Genomic DNA, 23,814 nt, shown 5'->3' with positions numbered 1-23,814 from the left:
AGTCTACGTTTCCCGCGGGCGCGGGCGGCAGGGGTTCAGGTGGGCAGCACCGCGCGGTTCGACAGTCCGGCTCGGGCGGCGCGGGCGTAGGCGCCGGGCAGCGCGGCCAGGAGGGCGTCGACGTCCGCGTCGGTCGAGGTGTGGCCGAGCGTCATCCGGAGCACCCCGCGGGCCTCGTCCTCGCTCCGGCCGAGCGCGAGGACCACGTGCGAGGGCTCCGGGATCCCCGCCGTGCAGGCGGACCCGGTCGAGACGGAGACGCCCGCGGTGTCGAGGAGGAAGAGGAGGGAGTCGCCCTGCGCACCGGGGAAGGCGAGGTGCGCGTTGTTGGCGACCCGGCGTCCGGAGTCGAGGGCGGGCCCGGTCAGGGTCGCCCCCGGCACGGCGGCGAGGACGCCCGCGACGAGCCGGTCCCGCAGGGCTGTCAGGCGCCGCGCCTCCGCCGACAGCTCGGCGTCCGCCTCGACCGCGGCGGCGGCGAAGGCCGCGGCGCCCGGCACGTCCTGAGTGCCGGAGCGGACGCCCCGCTGCTGTCCGCCTCCGTGCAGCACCGGGACCACGCGGGCGTCGCGGGCGAGCACGAGCGCACCGGTCGCGATCGGCCCGCCGACCTTGTGACCCGAGACGCTGACGGCGGCCAGTCCCGCGCCGTGCCCTGAGCCGGAGGCGCGGCGGATCTCGGCGATCCGCATCGGCACGTGCCCGAGGGCGGCGACCGCGTCGACGTGGAGGGGGACGCCGGCGCGGGCGCACGCGGTCGCCAGCTCGGCGATCGGGTTGATCGTCCCGATCTCGTTGTTGACCCAGAGCACCGTGACCAGGGCGACCGATCCGGGGTCCTCCTCCAGCGCCGCGGCGAGCGCCTCCGGCCGCAGGGTGCCCTCGTCGTCGAGCGGCAGCCACTCGAGGACGGCGCCCTCGTGCTCGGCGAGCCAGGCGGCCGAGTCGAGCGTCGCGTGGTGCTCCCCCTCGGCGACCAGGACCCGGACGCGGGCCGGGTCCTCGCTCCGGCGCTGCCAGTAGAGGCCCTTGATCCCGAGGTTGACCGCCTCGGTGCCGCCGGCGGTGAGGATCACCTCGATCGGCTCGCAGCCGAGCACCCCCGCGAGCGCCGACCGGGCGTCCTCCAGCCGGCGGCGCGCCTCCTGGCCGGAGCCGTGGACGGAGGAGGGATTGCCGGCGTGGGCGGACGCCTCCGCGAACGCGGCGAGCGCCGAGGCGCGCAGCGGGGTGGTCGCGGCGTGGTCGAGGTAGATCACAGCAGCCCTTCGTCCCGCGTCGGGGGCACGGAGGGAGCCGGTGCCCGTCACTACTGTAAGTCGCATGACCTCTCACGATCCCCTGGCCCGGCTCGGCGTGACCGTGGACGATCAGGGCGGTGAGCTGCGGGTCTGGTCCGAGAGCGCGAGCGCCGTCGATCTGCTGCTGTACGACGAGAAGGATCCGACCTGGGTGACCCGCACGGTCCCGCTGGCGCGCGACGACGCCGCGGTCTGGTCCGCGCGCTCCGATCTGCTGGCCCCCGGCCGCCGCTACGCCCTGCGCGTCGACGGGCCGACGGGCCCCCGACACCGGTTCGACCCCCGCCGGGCCCTGCTGGAGCCGTACTCCCGCGGCCTGCACCGGGTGGCGGAGAACGAGTGGCGCTCCGTCGTCGTGGACGACGCGTTCGACTGGGGCTCCTCCTCCCGGCCCGGCACCCCGATGGACCGCACCGTGATCTACGAGGCGCATGTGAAGGGGCTGACCCGGCTGAACCCGGCGCTGCCCGTGGAGCTGCGCGGCACCTACGCCGGCCTGGCGCACGAGTCGACGGTCTCGGCGCTGCTCGATCTGGGCGTGACGGCGGTCGAGCTGCTGCCCGTGCACGCGTTCGTGTCGGAGCAGCGCCTGCTGCGGCAGGGGCTGACCAACTACTGGGGCTACAACACGCTGAACTTCTTCGCCCCGCACGCCGCGTACGCCTCCTCCACCGCGCAGCGCGGCGGACCGACCGCGGTGCTCCGCGAGTTCAAGGGGATGGTGAAGCTCCTGCACGAGGCCGGCCTCGAGGTGATCCTGGACGTGGTCTACAACCACACCGCCGAGGAGGGGCCGGGCGGGCCGATGTCGAGCCTGCGCGGGATCGACGACGCCGGCTGGTACCGCCAGACGCCCGAGGGCCACTACGTGGACGTCACCGGCTGCGGGAACACGATCGACTTCGGCCGGCCCGCGGCGCAGCGCCTCGCGCTGGACTCGATGCGCTACTGGTCGGGCGAGGTCGGGATCGACGGCTTCCGGCTCGACCTGGCCGCGACCCTCGGCCGGGACGAGATCGCGCACTTCCGGAGCGACCACCCGCTGCTGCGGGCCGCGGTCGAGGATCCGGCGCTGGCCGGCGTGAAGATGATCGCCGAGCCCTGGGACGTCGGCATGGGCGGCTGGCAGACCGGGAACTTCCCGGCCGGGTGGTCGGAGTGGAACGACCGCTACCGCGACCGCGCCCGCAACTTCTGGCTCTCGGACATCGACTACGCCCGCCGCGCCGGCACGGCCCCCGTCGGCATCGGCGGCTTCGCGACCCGGCTCTCGGGCTCCTCCAACACCTTCTCGGCGGAGCGGGGCCCCCTCGCGTCGGTCAACTTCGTCACCGCGCACGACGGCTTCACGCTGGCGGACCTCGTCTCGTACAACGTCAAGCACAACATCGGCAACGGCGAGTCGAACCGCGACGGAGCCGACACCAACCGCTCCTTCAACCACGGCTTCGAGGGCCCCACCACCGACGAGCGGATCGCGCTGGCGCGGCGCAAGGCGATGCGGAACCTCCTCGGCACACTGCTGCTGTCGGCCGGCGTGCCGATGATCACGGCGGGCGACGAGACCGGGCGCAGCCAGCGCGGCAACAACAACGCCTACTGCCAGGACTCGGACCTGACCTGGGTGCGCTGGGAGGGCCTGGCCGACTGGCAGCTCGCGCTCCGCGCGCACACGCGCACCCTGCTGCGCCTGCGGCGCGAGCACCCGGCGCTGCGTCCCTCCCGCTACGGCAGCGGCGACGCGAGCGAGCCGGGCGCCACGACCATGACGTGGTTCGACGCCCACGGGCGCGGGATGAGCGAGCACGACTGGACCTCCGCCGCCAACCGGACGCTGCAGTACCTCGCGGCCTCGACGCCGGTCGAGGGCGAGCCGGACCGTGTCCTGCTGGTGGTGCACGGCGTCGAGCAGGACACCACGGTCGTGCTCGCCGACGGCGAGGGGGTCACCGGCTACACGCGCCTGTGGAACAGCGAGGAGCCGGAGCCGCTGGAGCACGGCGAGTCGTTCGAGCCGGGGCAGGTCATCCGCGTGGCCGGCACCTCGATGCAGCTCTTCGCCGCGCACGGGCCGGCGGCCGAGCAGGACGCCTGATGGCGCGGAGCGGGCCGGGGACCCCGGCGACCGTCGCGCTGACGGCGGCGGGCGTCCCCTTCACTCCCCGCCAGTACCGGCACGACCCGGCCACGACGCGCTACGGGCTCGAGGCGGCCGAGGCGCTCGGCGTCGAGCCGGAGCGCGTGTTCAAGACCCTGATGGTCGATGTGGACGGCGAGCTCGTGGTGGGCGTCGTGCCCGTCACCGGCTCGCTCGGGCTGAAGGAGCTCGCGGCCGCGGTCGGAGGCAGGCGGGCGGCGATGGCCGACCCCGCGCTGGCCCAGCGCCGGACCGGCTACGTGCTCGGCGGCATCTCGCCGCTCGGGCAGAGGACGCGGCACCGCACCGTGATCGACGAGACCGTCGAGCTCCACGACACGGTGCTCGTGTCGGGCGGGCGCCGGGGCTTCGACATCGAGCTCGCCCCCGCCGACCTCGTCGCCGCGACGGCCGCCCTCCTCGCCGACATCGCGCGCTGACCCCTGCTCCCCCGCCGTCCTCCTCCGGGCGCCGTCCTCCTCCCGCGAGACCCCGTCCCGGTCCGCGAGACGCCGAGGAAGGCGCACCGGAGCGGCATCTCGCGGAGAGGGACCGGGCGGGGTCAGCCGGCGGCGGCGGCCAGGCCCAGCTCGGCGGAGCGTGCCAGGAGGGGATGCCGCGGTACGACGCGGACGGTGTAGCCGAAGGAGCCGCTGCGGTCGAGGGTGACCACTCCGGCGTAGGGCACGCGCCCGACCGCGTCGGCCGGCACTACGGCACCCGACTCCTCGACCACCTCGAGCTCGTGGTGGCGGACCTCGGTGAGCGAGCCGTCAGTGGACGTCGTCCCGTAGACGACCTCGACCGAGACGTCCGCCGGCGAGAGCTCGCCCAGGCGCACGCCCGCCCGCACGGCGAGCCGGTCCCCGCGCTGGGGCACCGCGTCGATCCCGCCGGACTCGACGGACGCGACCGCGACCCCGGGCCAGCCGGCGCGGACCCGCCGCTTCCAGCTCGCCAGCTCCTTGGCCGGCTCGAAGTGGTCGGCGGCGACGGCGCGCCCTGCCTCGGCGGCCGGCGAGTAGAGCGCCTCGACGTACTGGCGCACCATCCGCTCGGCGGAGAGCTCGGGCGAGAGGGTCGCGAGGGTGTGCCGGATCGACCGCACCCACCGACGGGGCACTCCGTCGTGATCGCGCTCGTAGTAGCGCGGCACGACCTCGGTCTCGAGCAGCTCGTAGAGCGCCTCGGCCTCGAGCGTGTCGCGGGCCTCCGGATCGAGCGCGCGGTCGGAGGAGGGGATCGCCCAGCCGTTCTCGCCGTCGAAGTACTCGTTCCACCAGCCGTCGAGGATCGAGAGGTTGAGCGAGCCGTTGAGCGCCGCCTTCATCCCGGAGGTGCCGCACGCCTCGAGCGGGCGCAGCGGGTTGTTGAGCCAGACGTCGGTGCCCGGGTAGAGCAGCTGCGCCATCGCGATGTCGTAGTCCGGCAGGAAGACGATCCTGCGGCGCACGTCCGGCTCCTGCGCGAAGCGGACGAGCCGCTGGATCAGGCGCTTCCCCTCCTCGTCGGCCGGGTGGGACTTGCCCGCGATGACGATCTGGATCGGGTGCTGCGGGTGGGTGAGCAGCGCCCGCAGACGCTCGGGGTCGTGGAGCATCAGGGTCAGCCGCTTGTAGGTCGGCACCCGCCGCGCGAAGCCGATGGTGAGCACGTCCGGGTCCAGCAGCTCGTCGAGCCAGGCCGGCGGGAGGCCGCCCGGGTTCTGCTCGCGCCAGGAGCGGGCGGCCCGGCGGCGGGCGTCCCGCACCAGCTGCTCCCGCATCGCCCGGCGCGCGGCCCACAGCTCGGTGTCGCCGAGCGCGCCCGAGGCCCAGTCGGCCCGCGTCGTGTCGTCGGTGCCGAGCCGCTCCTCCGCGAGCCGCCGGAGGATCGGATCGGTCCAGGTGGCCGCGTGGACGCCGTTCGTCACCGAGCCGATCGGCACCTCCGCCGTCTCGAAGCCGGGCCAGAGGCTCGAGAACATCGAGCGGCTGACCTCGCCGTGCAGCGTCGAGACGCCGTTGGAGCGCTGCGCGAGCCGCAGGCCCATGTACGCCATGTTGAACGCCGTCCCGGAGTCCCCCGGCTCGGCGCCCAGCGCGAGCACGTCCTCGACCTGCACGCCCGGGAGCAGCTCCGTGGAGAAGTACTCCTCGATCATCCCGCGGTCGAAGCGGTCGATGCCCGCCGGCACCGGAGTGTGCGTGGTGAAGACCGTGCTCGCCCGCACCACCTGGAGAGCCTGGTCGAAGTCCAGGCCCGCGCCGATCAGGCCGGAGATGCGCTCGAGCCCCTGGAAGCCGGCGTGCCCCTCGTTGGTGTGGAACACCTCCGGGAGGACGCCGCCCGAGACCTCGGCCCAGAGTTCGAGCGCGCGGACCCCGCCGATGCCCAGCAGCAGCTCCTGCAGCAGGCGGTGCTCGCCCCCGCCGCCGTAGAGGCGGTCGGTGACGGAGCGGAGCGAGTCCTCGTTCTCGGGGATGTCGGTGTCGAGCAGGAGGAGGGTCACCCGGCCGACCTCCGCGCGCCAGACCCGGGCGTAGAGCGCGCGTCCCTCGGGGAGCGCCAGCACGATGCGGGCGGGCGAGCCGTCGGCGAGACGGACGACGCGCAGCGGCAGCCCGTCGGGATCGAGCGAGGGGTAGGACTCGAGCTGCCAGCCGTCGGCGGAGAGCTTCTGCGAGAAGTAGCCCGACCGGTAGAAGAGGCCCACGCCGGTGAGCGGCACGCCCAGGTCCGAGGAGGCCTTCAGGTGGTCGCCCGCGAGGATGCCGAGTCCGCCGGAGTACTGGGGCAGCGCCGCCGCGATGCCGAACTCCGGCGAGAAGTAGGCGATCGAGCGCGGGGCGGACTCCGGCAGCGACTGGTACCACCGCGGCTCGGTGCGGTAGCGCTCGAGCTCGTCGCGGAGGCGCCACGCCTCGTCGACGAAGCCCTGGTCCCCCGCCAGCTCGGCGAGGCGCTCGGGGCTCACTGCTCCGAGCAGAGCGGTGGGGTCCGCTCCCCCGCGCCGCCACAGCTCCGGATCGACCCGCTCGAACAAGCGCCGGGCGGGCTCGTGCCAGGCCCAGCGGAGATTGCCCGCCAGATCGCCCAGAGCCGAGAGCTCGGGCGGGAGGACGGAGCGGACGATGAAGCGGCGGATCGCCTTCACGGCACCCCTCGACTCTCTGCGGACCCCGGAGCGCCCGGTCGCGGAGCACCGGGGCGGTCGCGCTCGGTCACCCTAGCGGACCCCTCGGCCGCCGCGGATCGGCCGGACGCGGACCCGCCCCGACGCTCCGGCACGCGCTCCCCGGATCCGTTTGCACAGGCCCGAGCGCGGGCGCAACCGTCGTGTGCGAGCCGCCGCCGGTCGCTACTGTCATGACGTGGCTCAGATACCTTTCGGCAAGGCTCAGAACGGCAAGGACGCACGGCGAGCGGGTCGCGGACGCGCACCCCAGGAGGCGTCGGCGCCTCCCGAGACGGCCGCTCCGGCGCCCGCCGCCGCCCCCGAGGCGACTCCTGCTCCCCCCGCGGCCGACAGTGCTCCGGCCGACCCGGTGACCGCGGACGCACCCCACGCGTCGCCGGCGACCGCGACGACCGGGAGCGGCTACCGCGTCCGGGCCGAGCGCCTGCCGATCATCGACCCGCAGCCCCGGCTCGAGGACGACCGCTGGCCCGCGAAGGCGTTCGTCGGCGAGGTCGTCCCCTTCGCTGCCACGGCCTTCCGCGAGGGGCACGACCTCATCGGCGTCGACCTCCTGCTGCGCTCGCCGTCCGGGGCCGAGTCGGAGCACCGCATGTCGCTCCTCGCGACCGGCACCGACCGCTACGGGCGCCTCGTGGCCCTCGACGAGGAGGGCGACTGGAGCTACCGCATCCGCGCCTACGCCGACGACTGGGCGACCTGGCTCCACACGGCCGAGGTCAAGATCCCGGCCGGCCTGGACATCGACGTCACCTTCGCCATCGGCGAGGGCCTGCTGCGCAGCGGCGCCGACGACTCCTCGCGGCCCGAGGGCGAGCGCAGCCTGCTCTCCGACACCGCCGCCCGCGTCGGCGACACCACGCTGAGCGCCGAGGAGCGCCTCGCCGCGGCGACCGATCCCGCCGTCCACGGCGCGCTCGACGCCCGCCCGGTGATGAGCCTCACCAGCGTCTCGGAGCCGCGCACCGTCCACGTCGAGCGCACCCGCGCCGGCGTCGGCGCCTGGTACGAGTTCTTCCCCCGCTCCGAGGGCGCCGTGCGCCACGAGGACGGGACCGTGACCAGCGGATCCTTCCGCACCGCGATCGACCGCCTCCCCGCCGTGGCGGCGATGGGCTTCGACGTGCTCTACCTGCCGCCGATCCACCCCATCGGCCGCTCCTTCCGCAAGGGCCCGAACAACACGCTCGACGCCGGCGAGAACGATCCCGGCTCGCCGTGGGCGATCGGCTCGGCCGAGGGCGGCCACGACGCGATCCACCCGGACCTCGGCACCGAGGACGACTTCCGCGCCTTCCACGCCGCGGTCGAGGCCGCGGGCCTCGAGCTCGCCCTCGACTTCGCCCTGCAGGCCTCGCCCGACCATCCCTGGGTCACCAGCCACCCCGAGTGGTTCACGACGCTCCCCGACGGCTCGATCGCCTACGCCGAGAACCCGCCGAAGAAGTACCAGGACATCTACCCGATCAACTTCGACAACGACCCCGAGGGCATCCGTCAGGAGTCGCTGCGGGTCCTGCGGCACTGGATCGACCTGGGCGTGCGGATCTTCCGCGTCGACAACCCCCACACGAAGCCGCTCGACTTCTGGGAGTGGATCATCCACGAGGTCAACGCCGAGCACCCCGAGGTCGTCTTCCTCGCGGAGGCGTTCACCCGCCCCGCGATCATGCGCGCGCTCGGCAAGGTCGGCTTCCAGCAGTCGTACTCGTACTTCACCTGGCGCAACACCAAGGAGGAGCTCGGCGAGTTCTTCACGAGCATCTCCCACGAGACGGCCGACTACATGCGGCCGAACCTCTTCGTGAACACTCCGGACATCCTCACCGAGTACCTCCAGTACGGCGGCCGCTCGGCGTACAAGGTGCGGGCGGCCCTCGCCGCGACCGCGTCGCCGCTGTGGGGGGTCTACGCCGGCTACGAACTGGTCGAGAACGTCGCTCGCCCCGGCGCCGAGGAGAACATCGACAACGAGAAGTACGAGTACAAGACGCGCGACTGGGCCGGCCCCGAGGAGTCGGGCCGCTCGCTGGCGCCGTACATCACGCGCCTCAACGAGATCCGGCGCTCGCACCCCGCACTCGGGCAGCTGCGGAACCTGCACGTGCACGGCAGCGACGACGACGCGATCCTCGTCTACTCCAAGCACCTGCAGGCCGCGTTCACGGGCACCGGGACCGACGACACGATCATCGTCGTCGTCAACACCGACCCGCACTCGGCCCGCGAGACCACGGTCCACCTCGACCTGCCCGCGATCGGGCTCGACTGGAGCGCGACCTTCGAGGTCGAGGACCTGATCACCGGCGCCGTCTGGACCTGGGGCAGCGACGACTACGTGCGGCTCGACTCGTTCGTCGAGCCCGTGCACATCCTGAGCGTGAAGGCGGACGAGCGATGAGCGGAACCACCCCCGAGGGCACGAGCCCGGCCGAGGAGGCGGGCCTCGGCGCGCACGCCGAGACGGTCCCCACGACGGGCACCAGCTCGGCGACCACCTCCGGCCACGGCGCGCACGTCGCCGACGCGGCGCCCGACGCTCGACAGCACCCCGGAGCGGACGGCGAGAACGCGCGCAGCTACGCGGTCGAGACGGTCCCGGAGGCGCCTCAGCCGGTCGCGGCCGACGACGCCGTGACCGTCGAGCCCGACGCCGACGACGCGGAGTCCGCTCCGGTCGGCAGCGGGGCCGAGGGCGACCTGCCCGACGACACGGACGCCGCCGATTCCGTCGCAGCGGACAGCGCCGCTCCCTTTGAGACGACCGCCGGCCCCGCCGAGACGACCGCGGACCCCGCATCCGCTTCGGGCCCTGTCGACGGCACCGCTGCGATCGCGCTGCCCGACATCCCCGAGTGGGTGCTGCAGCAGCTCGCCACCGGCAGCAACGCGCTCCCCCACGACGTCCTGGGCCAGCACCTCGTCGCGGCCCCCGGCGTCTCCGACCCGGTGACGGTCGTCCGCGTGCGCCGCCCGCTCGCCGAGAAGGTCGCCGTGGTGCTCGCCACCGGCGCCCGCGTCGAGCTCAGCCACCTCAGCGACGGGATCTGGCAGGGCTTCCACGTCCTCGGTCCGCAGGCGTACACCGTCGAGGCCCGCTACGGCGGCGGCGGCGAGTGGACCGCGGAGGACCCCTACCGCTTCTCGAAGACGGTCGGTGATTTCGACCTCTACCTCATCGGCGAGGGCCGCCACGAGCGCCTCTGGGAGGCGCTCGGCGCCCGTCACCGCGAGCACGAGGGGGTCTGGGGCACGAGCTTCGCCGTCTGGGCCCCGCACGCCCAGGCCGCTCGGGTCGTCGGCGACTTCAACGACTGGAACGGCGAGGGCCACTCCCTCCGCAACCTCGGGACGACCGGGGTCTGGGAGATCTTCGTCCCGGGCGTCGAGCCCGGAGCCTCCTACAAGTTCGACCTGCTCTCGCGTGACGGCCACTGGGTCCGCAAGGCCGACCCGATGGCCCGCGCCACGGAGGTGCCGCCCGCGACGGCGTCCAAGGTCCCCGTCTCGCACCACCAGTGGGGCGACTCCGGCTGGATGGAGAAGCGAGCCTCGGTCGATCCGCACACGCAGCCGCTCAGCGTCTACGAGATGCACCTCGGCTCCTGGCGTCCGGGACTGGGCTACCGCGACCTCGCGGACCCGCTGATCGAGTACGTCACCGAGCTCGGCTTCACGCACGTGGAGTTCATGCCGCTCGCCGAGCACCCGTTCGGCGGCTCCTGGGGCTACCAGGTCACCGGCTACTACGCCGCCTCGAGCCGCTTCGGCACGGCCGACGACCTCAAGTACCTGATCGACCGTCTGCACCAGGCCGGCATCGGCGTCATCGTCGACTGGGTGCCGGGGCACTTCCCCAAGGACGACTTCGCCCTCGCCCGCTTCGACGGCGAGCCGCTCTACGAGCACCCGGACTGGCGCCGCGGCGAGCAGATGGACTGGGGCACCTACGTCTTCGACTTCGGGCACACCCAGGTGCGCAACTTCCTCGTCGCTAACGCCCTGTTCTGGCTCGAGGAGTTCCACGTCGACGCCCTGCGCGTGGACGCCGTCGCCTCGATGCTCTACCTCGACTACTCCCGCAAGGAGGGCGAGTGGCTGCCGAACCAGTACGGCGGACGCGAGCACCTCGAGGCGATCAGCTTCCTCCAGGAGGTCAACGCCACGGCCTACAAGCTGCACCCCGGCATCATGATGATCGCCGAGGAGTCGACGAGCTGGCCCGGCGTCACCCAGCCCACCAGCTCCGGCGGCCTCGGCTTCGGGCTCAAGTGGAACATGGGCTGGATGCACGACTCGCTCGACTACATGGCGAACGATCCGCTGTGGCGCCAGTACCACCTGGGCGAGATCACCTTCTCGTTCGTCTACGCCTTCAGCGAGAAGTTCGTCCTGCCGATCAGCCACGACGAGGTCGTGCACGGCAAGGGCTCGCTGATCCAGAAGATGCCGGGCGACCACTGGCAGCAGCTCGCGAACGTGCGCGCCTACCTCGCCTTCATGTGGGCCCATCCCGGCAAGCAGCTGCTCTTCATGGGCCAGGAGTTCGGCCAGTACTCCGAGTGGAGCGAGGAGCGGGGTCTGGACTGGTGGATCCTCGATCAGCCGAGCCACCGCGGTCTCTGGAGCCTCGTCGGTCAGCTGAACCGCGTGTACCGCGACTCGCCGTCGCTCTGGGAGCTCGACCACGAGCAGTCGGGCTTCGAGTGGATCGACGGCGGCGCGGCGGCGGCCAACGTCGTCTCGTTCCTGCGCAAGGACAGCGAGGGTCGCCCGATCGCCGTCATCGCCAACTTCTCGGGTTCGCCCGTGCACGGCTACCGCGTGAGCCTGCCCACGGCCGGCCGCTGGGAGGAGCTCGTCAACACGGACGCCGAGATCTACGGCGGCAGCGGAGTCGGGAACTTCGGAGCGGTCGAGGCTCGCGAGGAGCCGTGGGCCGGCCGCCCGGCTTCCGCCGAGCTGGTCCTGCCCCCGCTGGCCGTGCTCTACCTGCGACCCGCCGACTGATCGGTCCCCGCACGGAAGAGGCCGCCCGCCGCGACGATCGTCGCGAGCGGGCGGCCTCTCGGCGTTCCGGCCGGCGTCAGTAGAGCAGGCCGGTGAGCCGGGCCCGAGCCTTGTTGACGCGCGGGTCGGTCTGGCCGACGATCTCGAAGAGCTCCAGGAGACGAGCGCGGACGGCGGCCTTCCCCTCGGCGTCGAGGCGCGGGAACATCGAGAGCAGTCGGTCGAAGGCGTCCTCGACGTGGCCGCCCGAGACGTCCAGGTCGGCGACGGCGAGCTGCGCGTCGAGGTTCGACGGCTCGGCCGCGGCGGTCGAGCGGATGTCGTCGAGCGTGCGGCCCTGGAGGCGGGCCAGCAGCCGCACCTGAGCGAGACCGGCGACCGCGAGGTCGTCGCGCGGGTTCTGCGCGATGGCGGTCTCGTACTCGGTGATCGCCGCGGCGTAGTCGCCCCGGTCGATCGCGTCGTAGGCCTCCTGGTGGTGCGGCGGCAGCGGCTCCGGCTCGGGCTCCGCGCCCTCGGCGGGAGCGGCTCCCTCCACCGGCACCGTGCCCGTCACACCGTTCTGAGCGGCGAGCTGGAGGACCTGCTCGAGCAGGTCGCGCAGCTGCTCCTCGGCGATGAGGCCGCTGAACAGGGGCACCGGGCGGCCGCCGATGATCGCGGCGACCGTCGGCACGGACTGCACCTGGAACGCCTGCGCCAGCTGCGGGCTCGACTCCACGTCGACCCCGACGAGCACGAACGCGCCGGCGTACGAGACGACGACCTTCTCGAGCAGCGCGGTCATGCTCTGGCTCTGGTCCGACCAGGAGCCGCGCAGGTCGACGATCACCGGCACGCGCGACGAGAGCTGGACCACCTGGTCGAACTCGGCGTCGCCGGCGGTCAGCAGCAGCGGATTCGCGCCGGGCGCGCCTCCGGGAGCGGCGGGCGCGGCCGGGGCGCCGGCGGAGGCGGCGGGCGGGGTGCGGCGGTTCACCAGCGACGAGAGGTCGACGGCGCCGCGGAGGTTTCCGGGCAGGGGCGGGACGGTGCTCACGGCAGCTGCACCACCGAGACGAGTCCCTGGCTCCATCCGAGCATCACGATCTTCTCCTCCGATCCGACGGGCGGTACGTAGAACAGCAGTTGGTATCCGTAGGTGGTCTCGATGCCGGTCGTCGACTTGTCCGTGCCCAGCAGGGTCTGCGAGGCGCCGGAGGTCGAGACGGTCGAGCCCTCGGCAGTGGGGCGGACGGTCGACGTCTCGGCGATGCTCGCCGCGACGAGGGCCCCCGAGTCGTTCGTCGCGAGCGCGATCGTCGGCGACGTGCCGGCGGCGTTCGAGAACTCGATCGAGGCGGTGTCCGGCAGTGCCTCGCGGTCGGCGTTCTTCTTGTCGACGCCGACCTGCCCCCGGAGGGTGTCGCCGTCGGCCGCGAAGAGCTCGGCGTACTGGCTCGAGTCGCCGTTGGCGAGCACGTCCGCGTACGCGGAGCCGACGGTCTGCGGGGCGAGCTTCATCAGGCGCGAGTCGGGCGCCACGATCGACGTGCCGACGGTGACGGGCGCGACGTCGGGGATGCGCGCGTTGGCCTCGAGCGAGATGGCGTAGTCGACCTTGTAGTCGACGCGCGGGCTCGCCTGGCTCATCACCAGCGCGATCGGGGCCTGGGTGGAGTCCGTCGAGTTCTGCACGACGGCGGTCACCAGGCGCGGCCACGACTCCGTGTCCTGCGGGAGCACCAGGCTCACCGGGGAGGCCGGGATCGTCTGCGGCGGGTCGATCGTCCCGCCCTTGGCGACGACGTCGTAGTTGGTGGTGCGCTCGGTGAGCGCCTCGCCCTGGAAGCGCTCGGCGAGGATCCCGGCGTCCCGGGCGGCGTCGGCGCGCGACGCGACATCGGCGACCTCGGCGACGACGGCCTCCGCCTGCTGCGTGGTGACCACGGGGGTCGGCTCGGCCGAGACCGGCTCTGCCCCCGCGGTCGCCGTGGCGGACGCGGTCGGCGCCTCGCTCGCGCCCGCGGCGAGATCCGGCCAGTAGTCGGAGCTGCAGCCGGAGAGGAGGACCGTCGTCCCGAGGACGACTGGCAGCACCAGGGCGGCCCGGCGGCGCGAGGGCGCCGGCGACGCCGTGGAGGCCTGGATCCCGGCACGCGGCCGGGGGCGGCGGGCACCGCGGGGGATCCGACCCTGCGGTCCCTTCCGGCGCGGGCCGTGCTGGCGGCGCAGGTGGACGAAGGCCCAGATGTAGAGGACGAGGCCGAGGAGGAGGAACACGGCTCCTCCGAGCAGCAGCGGGCCGGCGAGGGGCGTCGCGGTGTCCACGGGCCAGCTGACGCGCACGGAGTCGGCTGCCGGCGCGGTGCCGTCGCTCGCGATGAGGATGGAGACGTCCTCCGGCACGTCGAGCGCCAGGGTCACGCTGCCGCTCCCCTCGAACTCCTCGAGCCAGAGGTCGGAGCCGCGAGGATCGACGACCGCCGCGTCGGCGGTCTCGACGTCGGAGGAGAGCTGGACGCGCTCCCCCGTCTCCTCCGCGGAGGTGAGGGTGTCGTCGGCGCGCTCGTAGCCGATGGCGTCGTAGCTCGAGCCGCCCACCCAGCCCAGCACGTCGGAGGTCCGGGCGTAGGCGACGACGAGGTCGCCGCTGCCCTCGACCGTGATCGTCTGGCGTCCCGGGTTGGCGCCCAGGGTGCTGCCGTCGATCACCGCGTAGGGAGCGGAGGAGTCGAGCGCGGTCTCGGCGGTGAGGGACTCCGGAGGAGCCCAGACCGTCCGCTGACCGATGCCGAGCACGATCATCGCGGCAGCGATGACGGTGGCGATGATGGCGAAGACGAACCGCACGAAAGAACTCCTCCTGCGTTGCCGGATCGGGGTGACGGCCGGGGCCGGCTCGGGGTACGCAGCCGGACCGGGGCGCGACGGCAACAGACAAAGACAGTCCACGATAGCCGATGCCCTCGCTCCGATGCCCGGGAGAAGCCGAGAGTGCGGCCCGGGCGGCGCGCGGTGCGGGTGTCGCCCCGGCCGCGGCCTCCCTGCTGAATACACTTTCCCAGTGCCGCGAGCCCCACCGCGGTCCTGCTCTGAAGGAGACGACGTGGCGAACGACGAGGCCGAATTCACCCAGGTGTTCCGTGGCTACGACCGGGACGAGGTCGACAAGGCCGTCCAGGGCCTGCGCCGCGAGCTCATCCACTCGAACACCCAGGCGGCCGAGAGCGGCCGCGAGGTGAAGCGCCTGTCCTCCCGGATCGAGGGCCTCGAGAAGGAGCTGCAGCAGGTCGGCACTCCCACCTACGCCGGCCTGGGCGCCAAGCTCGAGCACACCCTGCGCGTGGCCGAGGAGCAGTCCGAGCGGATCATCGCCCAGGCCGAGAACGACGCCTCCGCCCTCCGCCGCTCCACCCGCGACGACGGCGACCGCATCCTCCAGGAGGCGCGCGACGAGGCCGAGCGCCTGGTGACCGAGGCGCGCCGCCGTGCGGACCGGACCCGCGACGAGTCCGAGGCGCAGGCCGCGGCGACGCTCGGCAAGGCCGCCGACGACCGCGACGTGATGACCCAGGACGCCGTCCGCGAGGCCGCCGCGATCCGCGGCACCGTGGCGACCGAGGCCGCCGAGACCCGCGCCACCGCGAAGCGCGAGGCCGCCGCGATCCGCTCCGAGGCCGAGCGCGAGGCTGCGGAGATGCGCGCCGTCGCCGCCCGCGAGATCGAGGTCGCCCGCGCCGAGGCCGCCCGCCTCGCCCAGGCCAACGAGCTCCTGCGGGCCGAGGTCGCCTCCGAGGTCGACCGGCTCCGGGCGGCCGTCGAGGCCGAGGTCGCCCAGGCTCGCGCGGCGGTCGAGGCCGAGGTGCTCTCGACCCGCGCCGCGCTCGACGCCGAGGTCGCCGCCGCCCGCGCCGAGGGCGCCCGCGAGATCGCCGACCAGCGCACCCGGCTCACCCAGGAGCGCGCCGAGGCCGTCGCCGTGCTCGACGCCGAGCTGGCGGGCCTGCGCGCCGCGTCCGCCGACGAGGCCGCTGCGCTCTCGCGCGAGGTCGAGCAGGCCCGGATCGACCTGGTGGTCGAGCTCGCCGCGCGCCGCGAGGAGGCCGACCGCGACGACCTGCTCCGCCACCAGGAGGCCGTCGCGCAGACCCAGCGCTACCTCGACGAGTCGAACCTGCAGCTCGCCGACGCCATCCGACGCGCGAACGACAAGCGCCTCGAGGCGGACGCCCTCCGCAGCGACGCCCTCGACGACACGACGCGACTGCGCCGGAAGGCCCAGGACGACTCCGACGCCCTCCTCGACGACGCGCGCGACCAGGCGCAGAAGCTCGTCGCGGACGCGGAGCGCCGCAGCCGCGAGCTGATGGACACCGCCGAGCGGCGCCTCGACGAGATCCGCACCGAGCGCGACGCGATCGCCGGCTACGTGTCGGGACTGCGCGGGCTCATCGGCCACATCGACGGACTCGCGGACGACAGCGACGGCGACGGCTCCGACGGCAGCGGCCCTGACGGCAGCGGCTCCGACGGCGGCTCGTCCGGCCGCTAGGCGGTCGCTGGGCGGGTCGGCTCAGCCGAGCTCGCCCGCCCACTCCGTCGGCAGCGGGGACGAGGCGGGCGCGACCACGCGCACGATCTCGTCGAGGACGCGCCGGGTCTGCGCCTCGCCGACCCAGAGATGCTTCCCGCCCTCCACAGCGACGAGGTCCAGCTGCGGCACGCTCGCGAAGCGCTCGGCGGCCGCCTCCGGCCGCAGGTAGTCGTCGAACTCCGGGACGAGCGCCACGAGCGGTCGGCCGTCCTCGCCCCAGGCGGCGACCTCCTCCGCGCTCGTGCGGTGCAGCGGCGGCGAGAGCAGGATCGCTCCCTCGACGGGGTGCTCCCTCCCCCACTTCAGCGCGAGCTCGGTGCCGAAGGACCAGCCGACCAGCCAGGGGTGCGGCAGTCCGCGCTCCGCGACGAGCGCCAGGGCTGCGGCGACGTCGGCGCGCTCCTCGGTGCCGTGTCCGAACGCGCCCTCGCTCGTGCCGCGCGGCGACGCAGTGCCGCGGGTGTTGAAGCGGAGGACCGCCAGATCGGCGAGCGCGGGCAGGCGGGCGGCGGCCTTCCGCAGGATGTGCGAGTCCATGAAGCCGCCGTGTGTGGGCAGCGGATGCAGGGTGACCAGGGTCGCGACCGGCTCGCGCTCCAGGGGCAGCGCGAGCTCCCCGACAAGGGTCAGCCCGTCGGCTGTGTGCAGCTCGATGTCCTCGCGACGGGCGGGGAGGACGACGCCTCCGCGGATCTCGTGGGTCATCGTGCTCCTCGGATTCTCCAGCAGTGCGTGTGCCAGTGGCGGCGGCCGGCCAGGTCGGCCGCGTCGCCGAGGGCGCCGTCGGCCCGCCAGGTGACCAGGTGCGGCTGGCCGATGTCGATGGTGAGCCCGCAGCCCGGGCAGAGGTAGTTCTTTACGGCCCGCACTGCCGAGACGGGCTGAACGTTCCACTCCCGGCCGGCGTGCGACTCTGTGCGCCGGAAGCCTGCGAGCATCTGCGAGAGGTCGCGCTGCTCGTCGTCGTCGTCACGGCGGCCGCCCCGGGGTCTGTTGCTGCGCGGCATCTCCCCAGTCTAGGAGGCCGCCGCTGGGCCCCTCCCGTCAGTGGGAGCTGTCGTCCATCTCGAGCCGGGTCTCCTCGGCGTCGAGCATCAGCTGCGCCCGCCGCAGCGTCCGCGAGGAGTAGACCCCGCGCCCCCGGGCGTCCAGCAGCGCCTCCCGCTCGGCGAGCAGGACCGCTCGGCGCAGCCGCAGGTACTGCGCGTGCGGGCCGAGGGGCGCATCCTCCGCGCGGCCGACCTGTTCCCACGCCACCTGCGAGCGGGTCAGAGTGTCGCGGCGCACGCGCTCGAGGACGCGCTCGCCCGCCTCGCCGTCGGGCAGCTCCGCCACCGCCTCGGGGAGGGCCTGGATGCCCGTGGCCGCGACCTCGTCGAGCAGCGTCGCGAGCTCGCGGCGGTCGGCCTCTCCGTCGGTGCCCTGGATGCCGGTGAGCCGGATCAGCGCCGGGAGCGTCGCACCCTGCAGGAGCAGCGTCACGACGGCGACGGTGAAGGCGATCAGGATCAGCTGGGAGCGGTAGGGAGTCTCGTCCGGCAGCGACTGGGCCGCGGCGAGCGTGACCACGCCGCGCATCCCGGACCAGGACAGGACGACTCCTCCGCGCCAGCCGAACGCCTCGCTCGTGGTCGCGGCCAGATCGGTCTCGCGCCGGAGGTAGAGCCGCTCCGCTCTCACCTGCCGCCGCCGGAAGCGCTCGTCGCTGGTGGCGCTGTTGCGCAGTCGCATCAGGCCCACCGCCAGCCGCCGGTTGATCCGCTCCGCCCGCCGACCGGAGCTGCGCAGCCACAGGAGCAGCGGCCACACGAAGAGGGCCCGCAGCACGATCAGGATGACCACGGTGGCCAGACCCAGCAGCACCGCGGTGCCCACTCCGAACTCGCCCGGGTCCACGACCCCGGAGACGATCGCCTTGATCTCGGCGCCCATGAGCAGGAAGACGCCGTTCTCGAGCAGGAACTGCGCCGTCCGCCAGTTCACCCGCTCGCTGATCCGCGACTGCGGCGAGAGGAAGCGCGCGCTGTTGTGCCCCGTGTAGATCCCGGTGACCACGACGGCGAGCACCCCGGACGCGCCCAGCTCCTCGGCCGGGATGTAGGCCAGGAACGGCACGGCGAAGGACACGGCGGTGTCGAGCACCGGGTCCCGCAGCTTCGAGCGCACGAAGACGGTGAGCACGCCCATCACCAGTCCGAGGACGATCGCCATCAGGACGGAGTAGACGAAGAGGACCCCCACCTCGCCCACGTCGATCGCGTCGGTCGTGACGGAGGCGCCGACCACGGCCGCCGCAGCCGTCGCGGCGCGCAGCAGCACCAGCGCCGACGCGTCGTTCACGAGGCTCTCGCCCTCGAGCACCGTCACCAGGCGGGGCGGGAGTCCGAGCTTCTTGCCGATCGAGGTCGCGGCCACCGCGTCGGTCGGGCTCACGACGGCGCCCAGAGCGATCGCCGCGGGCAGGCTCAGATCGGGGAACACGAGGTAGAGGAAGCCGCCGACCACGAGGGCGGTCACGACGACCAGGAGGACCGAGAGCCCGAAGATCGAGCGCAGGTTCCGCCGGAAGTCGGTGAGGGGCACCTGGATCGCGGCCGAGTACAGCAGCGGCGGCAGCACGCCCGCGAGGATCAGTTCAGGCTCGACCTCGATGTCCGGGACCCCGGGGAGATAGGACGCGCCGATCCCGATGACGACCAGGAGCAGCGGTGCGGCGATCCCGAGGCGGCTCGAGAACCGCGCGACGGTGACGACCGTGATGATCCCGACGACCCCGAGCAGCGCGTAATCCACGGCACCAGGGTAGCGAGAGCCTCAGCCCGCCGGACGCTGTGCCGAGCGGAGGAGAACGATCAGTACCAGCCGACCGACTCGGAGTGGGCCCAGGCGCCGCAGGGCGAGCCGTAGCGGCCGGAGATGTAGCCGAGGCCCCAGGTGATCTGGGTGCTCGCGTTGGTCGCCCAGTCGGAGCCGGCCGTCGCCATCTTGCTGCCGGGGAGTGCCTGCGGGATGCCGTAGGCACCGCTGGACTTGTTCTCGGCGTAGACGTTCCAGCCGGACTCGCGGTTCCAGAGGAGGACGAGGCAGTCGTACTCGCTGTCGGCCCAGCCGCGCTGCACGATCATGTCGTACGCGATGGCCTTCGCGGATCCGGGATCCGGAGCGGCGGCGCGCTGGACGGGAGCGGCGGTCTCCGCCTCGGCGGAGCCCGACTCCTCCTCGTCGGCGGTCGCGGAAGCGGTCTGAGTCTCGGTCGGAGTGGGCGTCGGGGTCGGAGTGGGCGTCGGCTTCGCCTCGGCGCCGAACGAGTCGCGCTGGACGGTCCGCTCGACGGCGTCCGCGACGACGAGCCGCTGCGCGGAGTCGCCGTTGAAGCGCGCCGGGGCCTGGTAGTAGGGGGAGGCGACCGCGCCGCTGGACGGATCGACGACGTTCACCATGGCGAACGCGATCGAGGCCGTGAAGGCCAGCACCGTCACCGGGATCCGAGCCCAGGAGCGCCGCACCGGGGTCTGGTGCGGGACCGCCGGGCGACCGCTGGTGCGGTTCGCGGGCGTGTGGGCGACGGAGGTCTGAGGATGCTGAGCCACGATTACGAAAGCATAACGGACGATGACCTGATCGGCCAGCAGATCCGGCTCCGGTCAGCGGACCGCCAGCATCACGTCGACGACCGTGTCGAGCAGCAGGTCGACCTGGGCCTCGGCGTACCCGCCGCGCTGCGGGGCGAAGGAGACGGTCCGCACGTCGTCCACGGTCAGCACCGATCCGTCGCGGAAGTAGCCGGAGATCCTGTCGGCGAAGGCGTCGACCTGGCGGATGTTGTAGCCCGTCGTGAGAGCGCCGGCCCGGGTGAACCGCTCGCGCGGAGCGCGGGCCAGCCGGTTCACGATCTCCTGGGCGGTCGACCGCGCGTCCGCGAGCCACGCCTCCTCGCCCCGGGCCGCGATCGCGTACTGGCGCTCCCGCAGGGCGAAGGCGTCCTCGAGGCGCTCGAGCGCCGCATCGACGTGGGGCGCGGAGTAGCCGCCCTTGCGCAGGGTGAACGCGGTGTGGCGCAGGTCGGCGGCGCGGAGGTCCGCCGGTCCCCCGGAGAGCTGCGAGTAGGCCTCGCGCGCCGACGCGAGGAAGGAGTCGACCTCGGCCGTGTCGTAGCCGGGACGGGACTCGCGGGCTCGGGGGAAGGGAGCGGTCATCCCGACATCATGCCAAGCCGCGCGCCGGGAGCGGAATCGGCACGCCCCGGCGAGGCGTGCGCTCAGTGGGCGAAGAGGAAGTACAGCACGTAGGCCGCTGCGGCCGACGGCAGGATCGAGTCCAGCCGGTCGAGGACTCCCCCGTGGCCGGGCAGCCAGGAGCTCATGTCCTTGATGCCGATGTCGCGCTTGATCAGCGACTCGGCGAGGTCGCCGAGCGTCGCGGTGAGCAGCACCACGGCCCCGAACACCGCACCGACCCACCAGGGCTGGCCGAGCATCAGCAGGGCGAGCAGGACGCCGACGACGATCCCCGCTACGGCCGCACCGGCGAACCCCTCCCAGGTCTTCTTCGGGCTGATACGCGGTGCCATCGGGTGCTTGCCCCAGGTGAGTCCGCTCACGTAGGCGCCGGTGTCGACGACGATCACGAGCACCAGGAACGCGAACGCCCAGAGCTGGCCGCCGGGCTCGGCGACGAGACGGATCGCGAAGGCGCCGAGGAAGGTCGTGTAGCCCTGGACGAACGCGCCGAGGCCGATGTCGAGGGCGAGGTCCCTCCGGCTGGAGGCGGTGCGCCGGAAGAGCTGCTCCCCCAGCCGCCAGAGGCCGACGAGGACGGATCCGCCGAGGACCGTGGCCCACGCGGCGCCGAGGCCGCCGTAGTAGGCGGCCGGCACTGCGACGACCGCCACGATCCCGGTCGGGATGCGCGGGATGTCGCGACCGGCGTGGCGCAGGGCGTTCGAGAGCTCCAGCGCCGCGAGCAGCACCACCACCCCCGCGAGCACCATGAAGAGCTCCTTGACCAGGAGGAGGCTGACGACCATCGCACCGCCGCCGAGGAGTCCGATCGCGGTCGCCGACACGAGGTTCCGGCCCGAGCGCGCGGTCAGGCGGTCGTTCGTCGCCTCGAGCTGGGCGCGGGTCGCCTCGAGCTGGCGCTCGACGTCGGCCCGGCCCTGCTGGGCGCGCGCACGCAGCGCGTCGCGGGTGACCATCCGGGATCCCCGGGCACCCGGGACGTGCGGAGACGGTCTCTTCTCGCCGCCCTCGGGTCCTTCGGGGATCTCGGGCACCGCTACACCTCGAGCAGTTCGGATTCCTTGCGCTTGAGCGCCTCGTCGATCGCGTCGACGTGCTGCTTCGTGAGCGCCTCGAGCTCCTTCTCGCCGCGGGCGAGCTCGTCGTCGCCGATGTCGCCCTTCAGCGCGTCGAGGTCGTCCTTGCCCTTGCGGCGGATGTTGCGCACCGCGATCTTGGCGTCCTCGGCCTTGGTGCGGACGATCTTGACGAACTCCTTGCGGCGCTCGGCGGTGAGCTCCGGCAGGGTCACGCGGATGATCGTGCCGTCGTTGGTCGGGTTCGCGCCGAGGTTCGGCATGTCCCGGATGGCCTGCTCGATGTCGCGCAGCGAGCCCTTGTCGTAGGGCGTCAGGACGAGCGTGCGGGCCTCCTGGTTCTGCATCGAGGCGAGCTGCGACAGCGGCGTCGGGGTGCCGTAGTAGCTCACCAGCACCTTCTGGAACATGCCGGGGTTCGCGCGTCCGGTGCGGACCGTGGAGAAGTCCTCCTTGGCGACCTCGACGGCCTTGCCCATCTTGGTCTTCGCGTCGGCCAGTACATCCGAGATCACAGGGAGCTCCTTAAGAGAGGGAAGTGGTCAGTCTAGTTCGAGACGAGCGTGCCGAGCTCGGCGCCGCGGATGGCCTTCGCGACGTTGCCCGAGGGCTCCATGCCGAAGACCTGCATCGGCATGCCGTTGTCCATGCAGAGGCTGAACGCGGTGGAGTCGACCACCTTGAGGCCCCGCTGGAGCGCCTCCTGGTAGGTCAGCGAATCGAGCTTCTTCGCGTCGGGGTTCGTCCGCGGGTCGGCGTCGTACACGCCGTCCACACCGTTCTTGGCGACGAGGACCACGTCGGCGTGCGTCTCGAGCGCGCGCTGCGCGGCGACCGTGTCGGTCGAGAAGTACGGGAGTCCGGCGCCGGCGCCGAAGATGACGACGCGGCCCTTCTCCATGTGCCGGATCGCCCGGCGGGGGATGTAGGGCTCCGCGACCTGCGTCATCGCGATCGCGGACTGCACGCGCGTCTCGGCGCCCGCCTGCTCGAGGAAGTCCTGGAGGGCGAGGGCGTTCATCACCGTGCCCAGCATGCCCATGTAGTCGGCCCGGCCGCGGTCCATGCCGCGCTGCGAGAGCTCGGCTCCGCGGAAGAAGTTGCCGCCGCCGACGACCACCGAGATCTCCACCTCGGTCGCGGCATCGGCGATCTCGCGCGCCAGGGCGCTGATCACGTCCGGGTTCACGCCGAGCGTGCCGGCTCCGAACGCCTCCCCCGACAGCTTCAGAAGCACCCTGCGGCGCTTGCCCGTCGTCATCGCATCCGTCTCCGTCATGGACGTTTCCTCCCGTAGACCCGTACAAACCTATCCCGCGCGGAGCGGACCCCGCGACCACGCCCGGGGCCGCCCCGGGCAGAGCGAAGGGAGCCCGGGTCGACTGAACGACCCGGACTCCCTCCTGCAGTGCTGTTAGGCGCCGACCTTGAAGCGGGCGAAGCCCGACACGCTCAGGCCCGCGTCGCTCAGGACCTTGCTGACGGACAGCTTGTTGTCCTTCGCGTAGTCCTGGTCGAGCAGGGCGACCTGCTTGAAGTACGCGTTCACGCGTCCCTCGATGATCTTCGGCAGGGCGGCCTCGGGCTTGCCCTCGCCGCGCGAGATCTCCTCGACGATGCGGCGCTCGTTGTCGACCTCGGACTGCGGCACGTCCTCGCGCGAGAGGTAGGACGGGTTCGCGAACGAGATGTGCTGGGCGACGGAGCGCGCGGTCTCGGCGTCCTCACCCGCGTAGCCGACGACCACGCCGACCTGCGGGGGCAGGTCCTTGTTCGTCTTGTGGAGGTAGATCGCGAAGTGCTCGCCCGAGACGGAGGCCACGCGGCGCAGCTCCACCTTCTCGCCGAGGATCGCGGCCTCGTCGTTGATCAGGTCGGCGACGGTTTTGCCGTCGGCGGGGGCCGCGAGGGCCTCCTCGACCGTGGTGGAGCCGGCGGCGACGACCGCGGCGAGCACGGCGTCGGCGAGGGCGATGAACTTCGTGCCCTTGGCGACGAAGTCGGTCTCGCACGCGAGCTCGATCATCGTGGCGACGCCGTCCTTCTCGGCGGCGGCGACGAGGCCCTCGCTCGTGGAGCGGTCGGCGCGCTTCGCGTTGCCCTTGGCACCCTTGAGGCGGAGGATCTCGACCGCCTTGTCCAGGTCGCCGTCGGCCTCGACGAGCGCGTTCTTCGTGTCGACCATGCCGGTACCGAGCTGCTCGCGCAGCGTCTTGACGTCAGCGAGGCTGAAATTTGCCATGTTCTCGGAACTCCTCTTGGTTCGGAAACCCTGTGGCGCCGTCACTCGCGGCG

The 23,814-nt window shown here is 72.9% G+C and carries 18 protein-coding genes; 5 read left to right on the top strand and 13 right to left on the bottom strand.

All coding sequences use genetic code 11. The features are described 5' to 3' along the window. Window positions 1-35 precede the first annotated feature (35 nt). The gene (locus C5C82_RS08120; protein WP_374953866.1) at window positions 36-1,259 is read right to left on the bottom strand and encodes a cysteine desulfurase family protein; all 1,224 of its coding nucleotides are present in this window, start codon (window positions 1,257-1,259) and stop codon (window positions 36-38) included. A gap of 64 nt (window positions 1,260-1,323) precedes the next feature. Between C5C82_RS08120 and glgX the strand changes: the two genes are divergently transcribed. Together glgX and ybaK are read left to right on the top strand one after the other, a co-directional pair. Continuing rightward, window positions 1,324-3,396: a glycogen debranching protein GlgX gene (gene glgX / locus C5C82_RS08115; RefSeq protein ID WP_104354885.1), complete on the top strand. Its 2,073-nt coding sequence runs from the start codon at window positions 1,324-1,326 to the stop codon at window positions 3,394-3,396. Further along, the gene (gene ybaK / locus C5C82_RS08110; RefSeq protein ID WP_104251245.1) at window positions 3,396-3,878 is read left to right on the top strand and encodes a Cys-tRNA(Pro) deacylase; all 483 of its coding nucleotides are present in this window, start codon (window positions 3,396-3,398) and stop codon (window positions 3,876-3,878) included. Before glgX ends, ybaK begins: the two co-directional genes overlap by 1 nt. A 122-nt stretch (window positions 3,879-4,000) precedes the next feature. On the opposite strand, the gene glgP is transcribed toward ybaK, so the two are convergent. Beyond that, window positions 4,001-6,574 carry an alpha-glucan family phosphorylase gene (gene glgP, locus C5C82_RS08105; RefSeq protein ID WP_104354884.1) on the bottom strand — a complete coding sequence of 858 codons (2,574 nt, stop codon included), beginning with the start codon at window positions 6,572-6,574 and terminating at the stop codon, window positions 4,001-4,003. 472 nt (window positions 6,575-7,046) lie between these two features. On the opposite strand from glgP, the gene C5C82_RS08100 reads away from it, so the two are divergent. Together C5C82_RS08100 and glgB are read left to right on the top strand one after the other, a co-directional pair. Further along, entirely contained in the window at window positions 7,047-9,017 is a 1,971-nt protein-coding gene (locus C5C82_RS08100; RefSeq protein ID WP_308471252.1) for an alpha-1,4-glucan--maltose-1-phosphate maltosyltransferase, read from the top strand. Further along, entirely contained in the window at window positions 9,014-11,626 is a 2,613-nt protein-coding gene (gene glgB / locus C5C82_RS08095; protein WP_104295451.1) for a 1,4-alpha-glucan branching protein GlgB, read from the top strand. Before C5C82_RS08100 ends, glgB begins: the two co-directional genes overlap by 4 nt. Window positions 11,627-11,702: 76 nt before the next feature. On the opposite strand, the gene C5C82_RS08090 is transcribed toward glgB, so the two are convergent. Together C5C82_RS08090 and C5C82_RS08085 are read right to left on the bottom strand one after the other, a co-directional pair. Beyond that, window positions 11,703-12,665, bottom strand: a complete 963-nt coding sequence (locus C5C82_RS08090) for a tetratricopeptide repeat protein (protein WP_104292183.1) — start codon at window positions 12,663-12,665, stop codon at window positions 11,703-11,705. Then, a complete protein-coding gene (locus tag C5C82_RS08085) occupies window positions 12,662-14,458 on the bottom strand; it encodes a hypothetical protein (RefSeq protein ID WP_104295450.1) in 1,797 nt (598 codons plus the stop codon). Before C5C82_RS08085 ends, C5C82_RS08090 begins: the two co-directional genes overlap by 4 nt. A 256-nt stretch (window positions 14,459-14,714) precedes the next feature. Here C5C82_RS08085 and C5C82_RS08080 point away from each other — a divergent pair, with 256 nt between their 5' ends. Beyond that, window positions 14,715-16,160 carry a DivIVA domain-containing protein gene (locus C5C82_RS08080; RefSeq protein WP_104295449.1) on the top strand — a complete coding sequence of 482 codons (1,446 nt, stop codon included), beginning with the start codon at window positions 14,715-14,717 and terminating at the stop codon, window positions 16,158-16,160. Window positions 16,161-16,181: 21 nt separating this feature from the next. Here C5C82_RS08080 and C5C82_RS08075 read toward each other — a convergent pair whose 3' ends face one another. From C5C82_RS08075 to tsf, 9 genes are all read right to left on the bottom strand, one after another. Then, window positions 16,182-16,907, bottom strand: a complete 726-nt coding sequence (locus C5C82_RS08075; protein ID WP_104226862.1) for an alpha/beta hydrolase — start codon at window positions 16,905-16,907, stop codon at window positions 16,182-16,184. After that, window positions 16,904-17,209, bottom strand: coding sequence for a hypothetical protein (locus C5C82_RS08070; RefSeq protein WP_181072792.1), 306 nt, complete (start codon window positions 17,207-17,209; stop codon window positions 16,904-16,906). Before C5C82_RS08070 ends, C5C82_RS08075 begins: the two co-directional genes overlap by 4 nt. Window positions 17,210-17,246: 37 nt before the next feature. Next, window positions 17,247-18,995, bottom strand: a complete 1,749-nt coding sequence (locus tag C5C82_RS08065) for a sodium:proton antiporter (RefSeq protein WP_104226863.1) — start codon at window positions 18,993-18,995, stop codon at window positions 17,247-17,249. Between the two features lie 59 nt (window positions 18,996-19,054). Continuing rightward, window positions 19,055-19,792, bottom strand: a complete 738-nt coding sequence (locus tag C5C82_RS08060) for a lytic transglycosylase domain-containing protein (protein ID WP_258061290.1) — start codon at window positions 19,790-19,792, stop codon at window positions 19,055-19,057. Between the two features lie 54 nt (window positions 19,793-19,846). Further along, window positions 19,847-20,398 (bottom strand): DivIVA domain-containing protein, encoded by a 552-nt coding sequence (locus tag C5C82_RS08055; RefSeq protein ID WP_104226865.1) that lies wholly within the window; start codon window positions 20,396-20,398, stop codon window positions 19,847-19,849. Between the two features lie 62 nt (window positions 20,399-20,460). Next, window positions 20,461-21,399 carry a phosphatidate cytidylyltransferase gene (locus C5C82_RS08050; RefSeq protein WP_104232500.1) on the bottom strand — a complete coding sequence of 313 codons (939 nt, stop codon included), beginning with the start codon at window positions 21,397-21,399 and terminating at the stop codon, window positions 20,461-20,463. Between the two features lie 80 nt (window positions 21,400-21,479). Beyond that, complete coding sequence (frr, locus tag C5C82_RS08045; RefSeq protein ID WP_104232499.1) at window positions 21,480-22,034, bottom strand: ribosome recycling factor; 555 nt, start codon at window positions 22,032-22,034, stop codon at window positions 21,480-21,482. A gap of 32 nt (window positions 22,035-22,066) precedes the next feature. Beyond that, window positions 22,067-22,780 carry a UMP kinase gene (gene pyrH, locus C5C82_RS08040; RefSeq protein WP_374953771.1) on the bottom strand — a complete coding sequence of 238 codons (714 nt, stop codon included), beginning with the start codon at window positions 22,778-22,780 and terminating at the stop codon, window positions 22,067-22,069. Window positions 22,781-22,933: 153 nt separating this feature from the next. Continuing rightward, the gene (tsf, locus tag C5C82_RS08035) at window positions 22,934-23,761 is read right to left on the bottom strand and encodes a translation elongation factor Ts (RefSeq protein WP_104295447.1); all 828 of its coding nucleotides are present in this window, start codon (window positions 23,759-23,761) and stop codon (window positions 22,934-22,936) included. Between the last annotated feature and the right edge of the window lie 53 nt (window positions 23,762-23,814).

The organism is Rathayibacter sp. AY1D5, from assembly GCF_002932515.1.
In the GTDB taxonomy this organism is placed as follows: domain Bacteria; phylum Actinomycetota; class Actinomycetes; order Actinomycetales; family Microbacteriaceae; genus Rathayibacter.
This window is presented reverse-complemented; position numbering and strand designations above follow the sequence as displayed.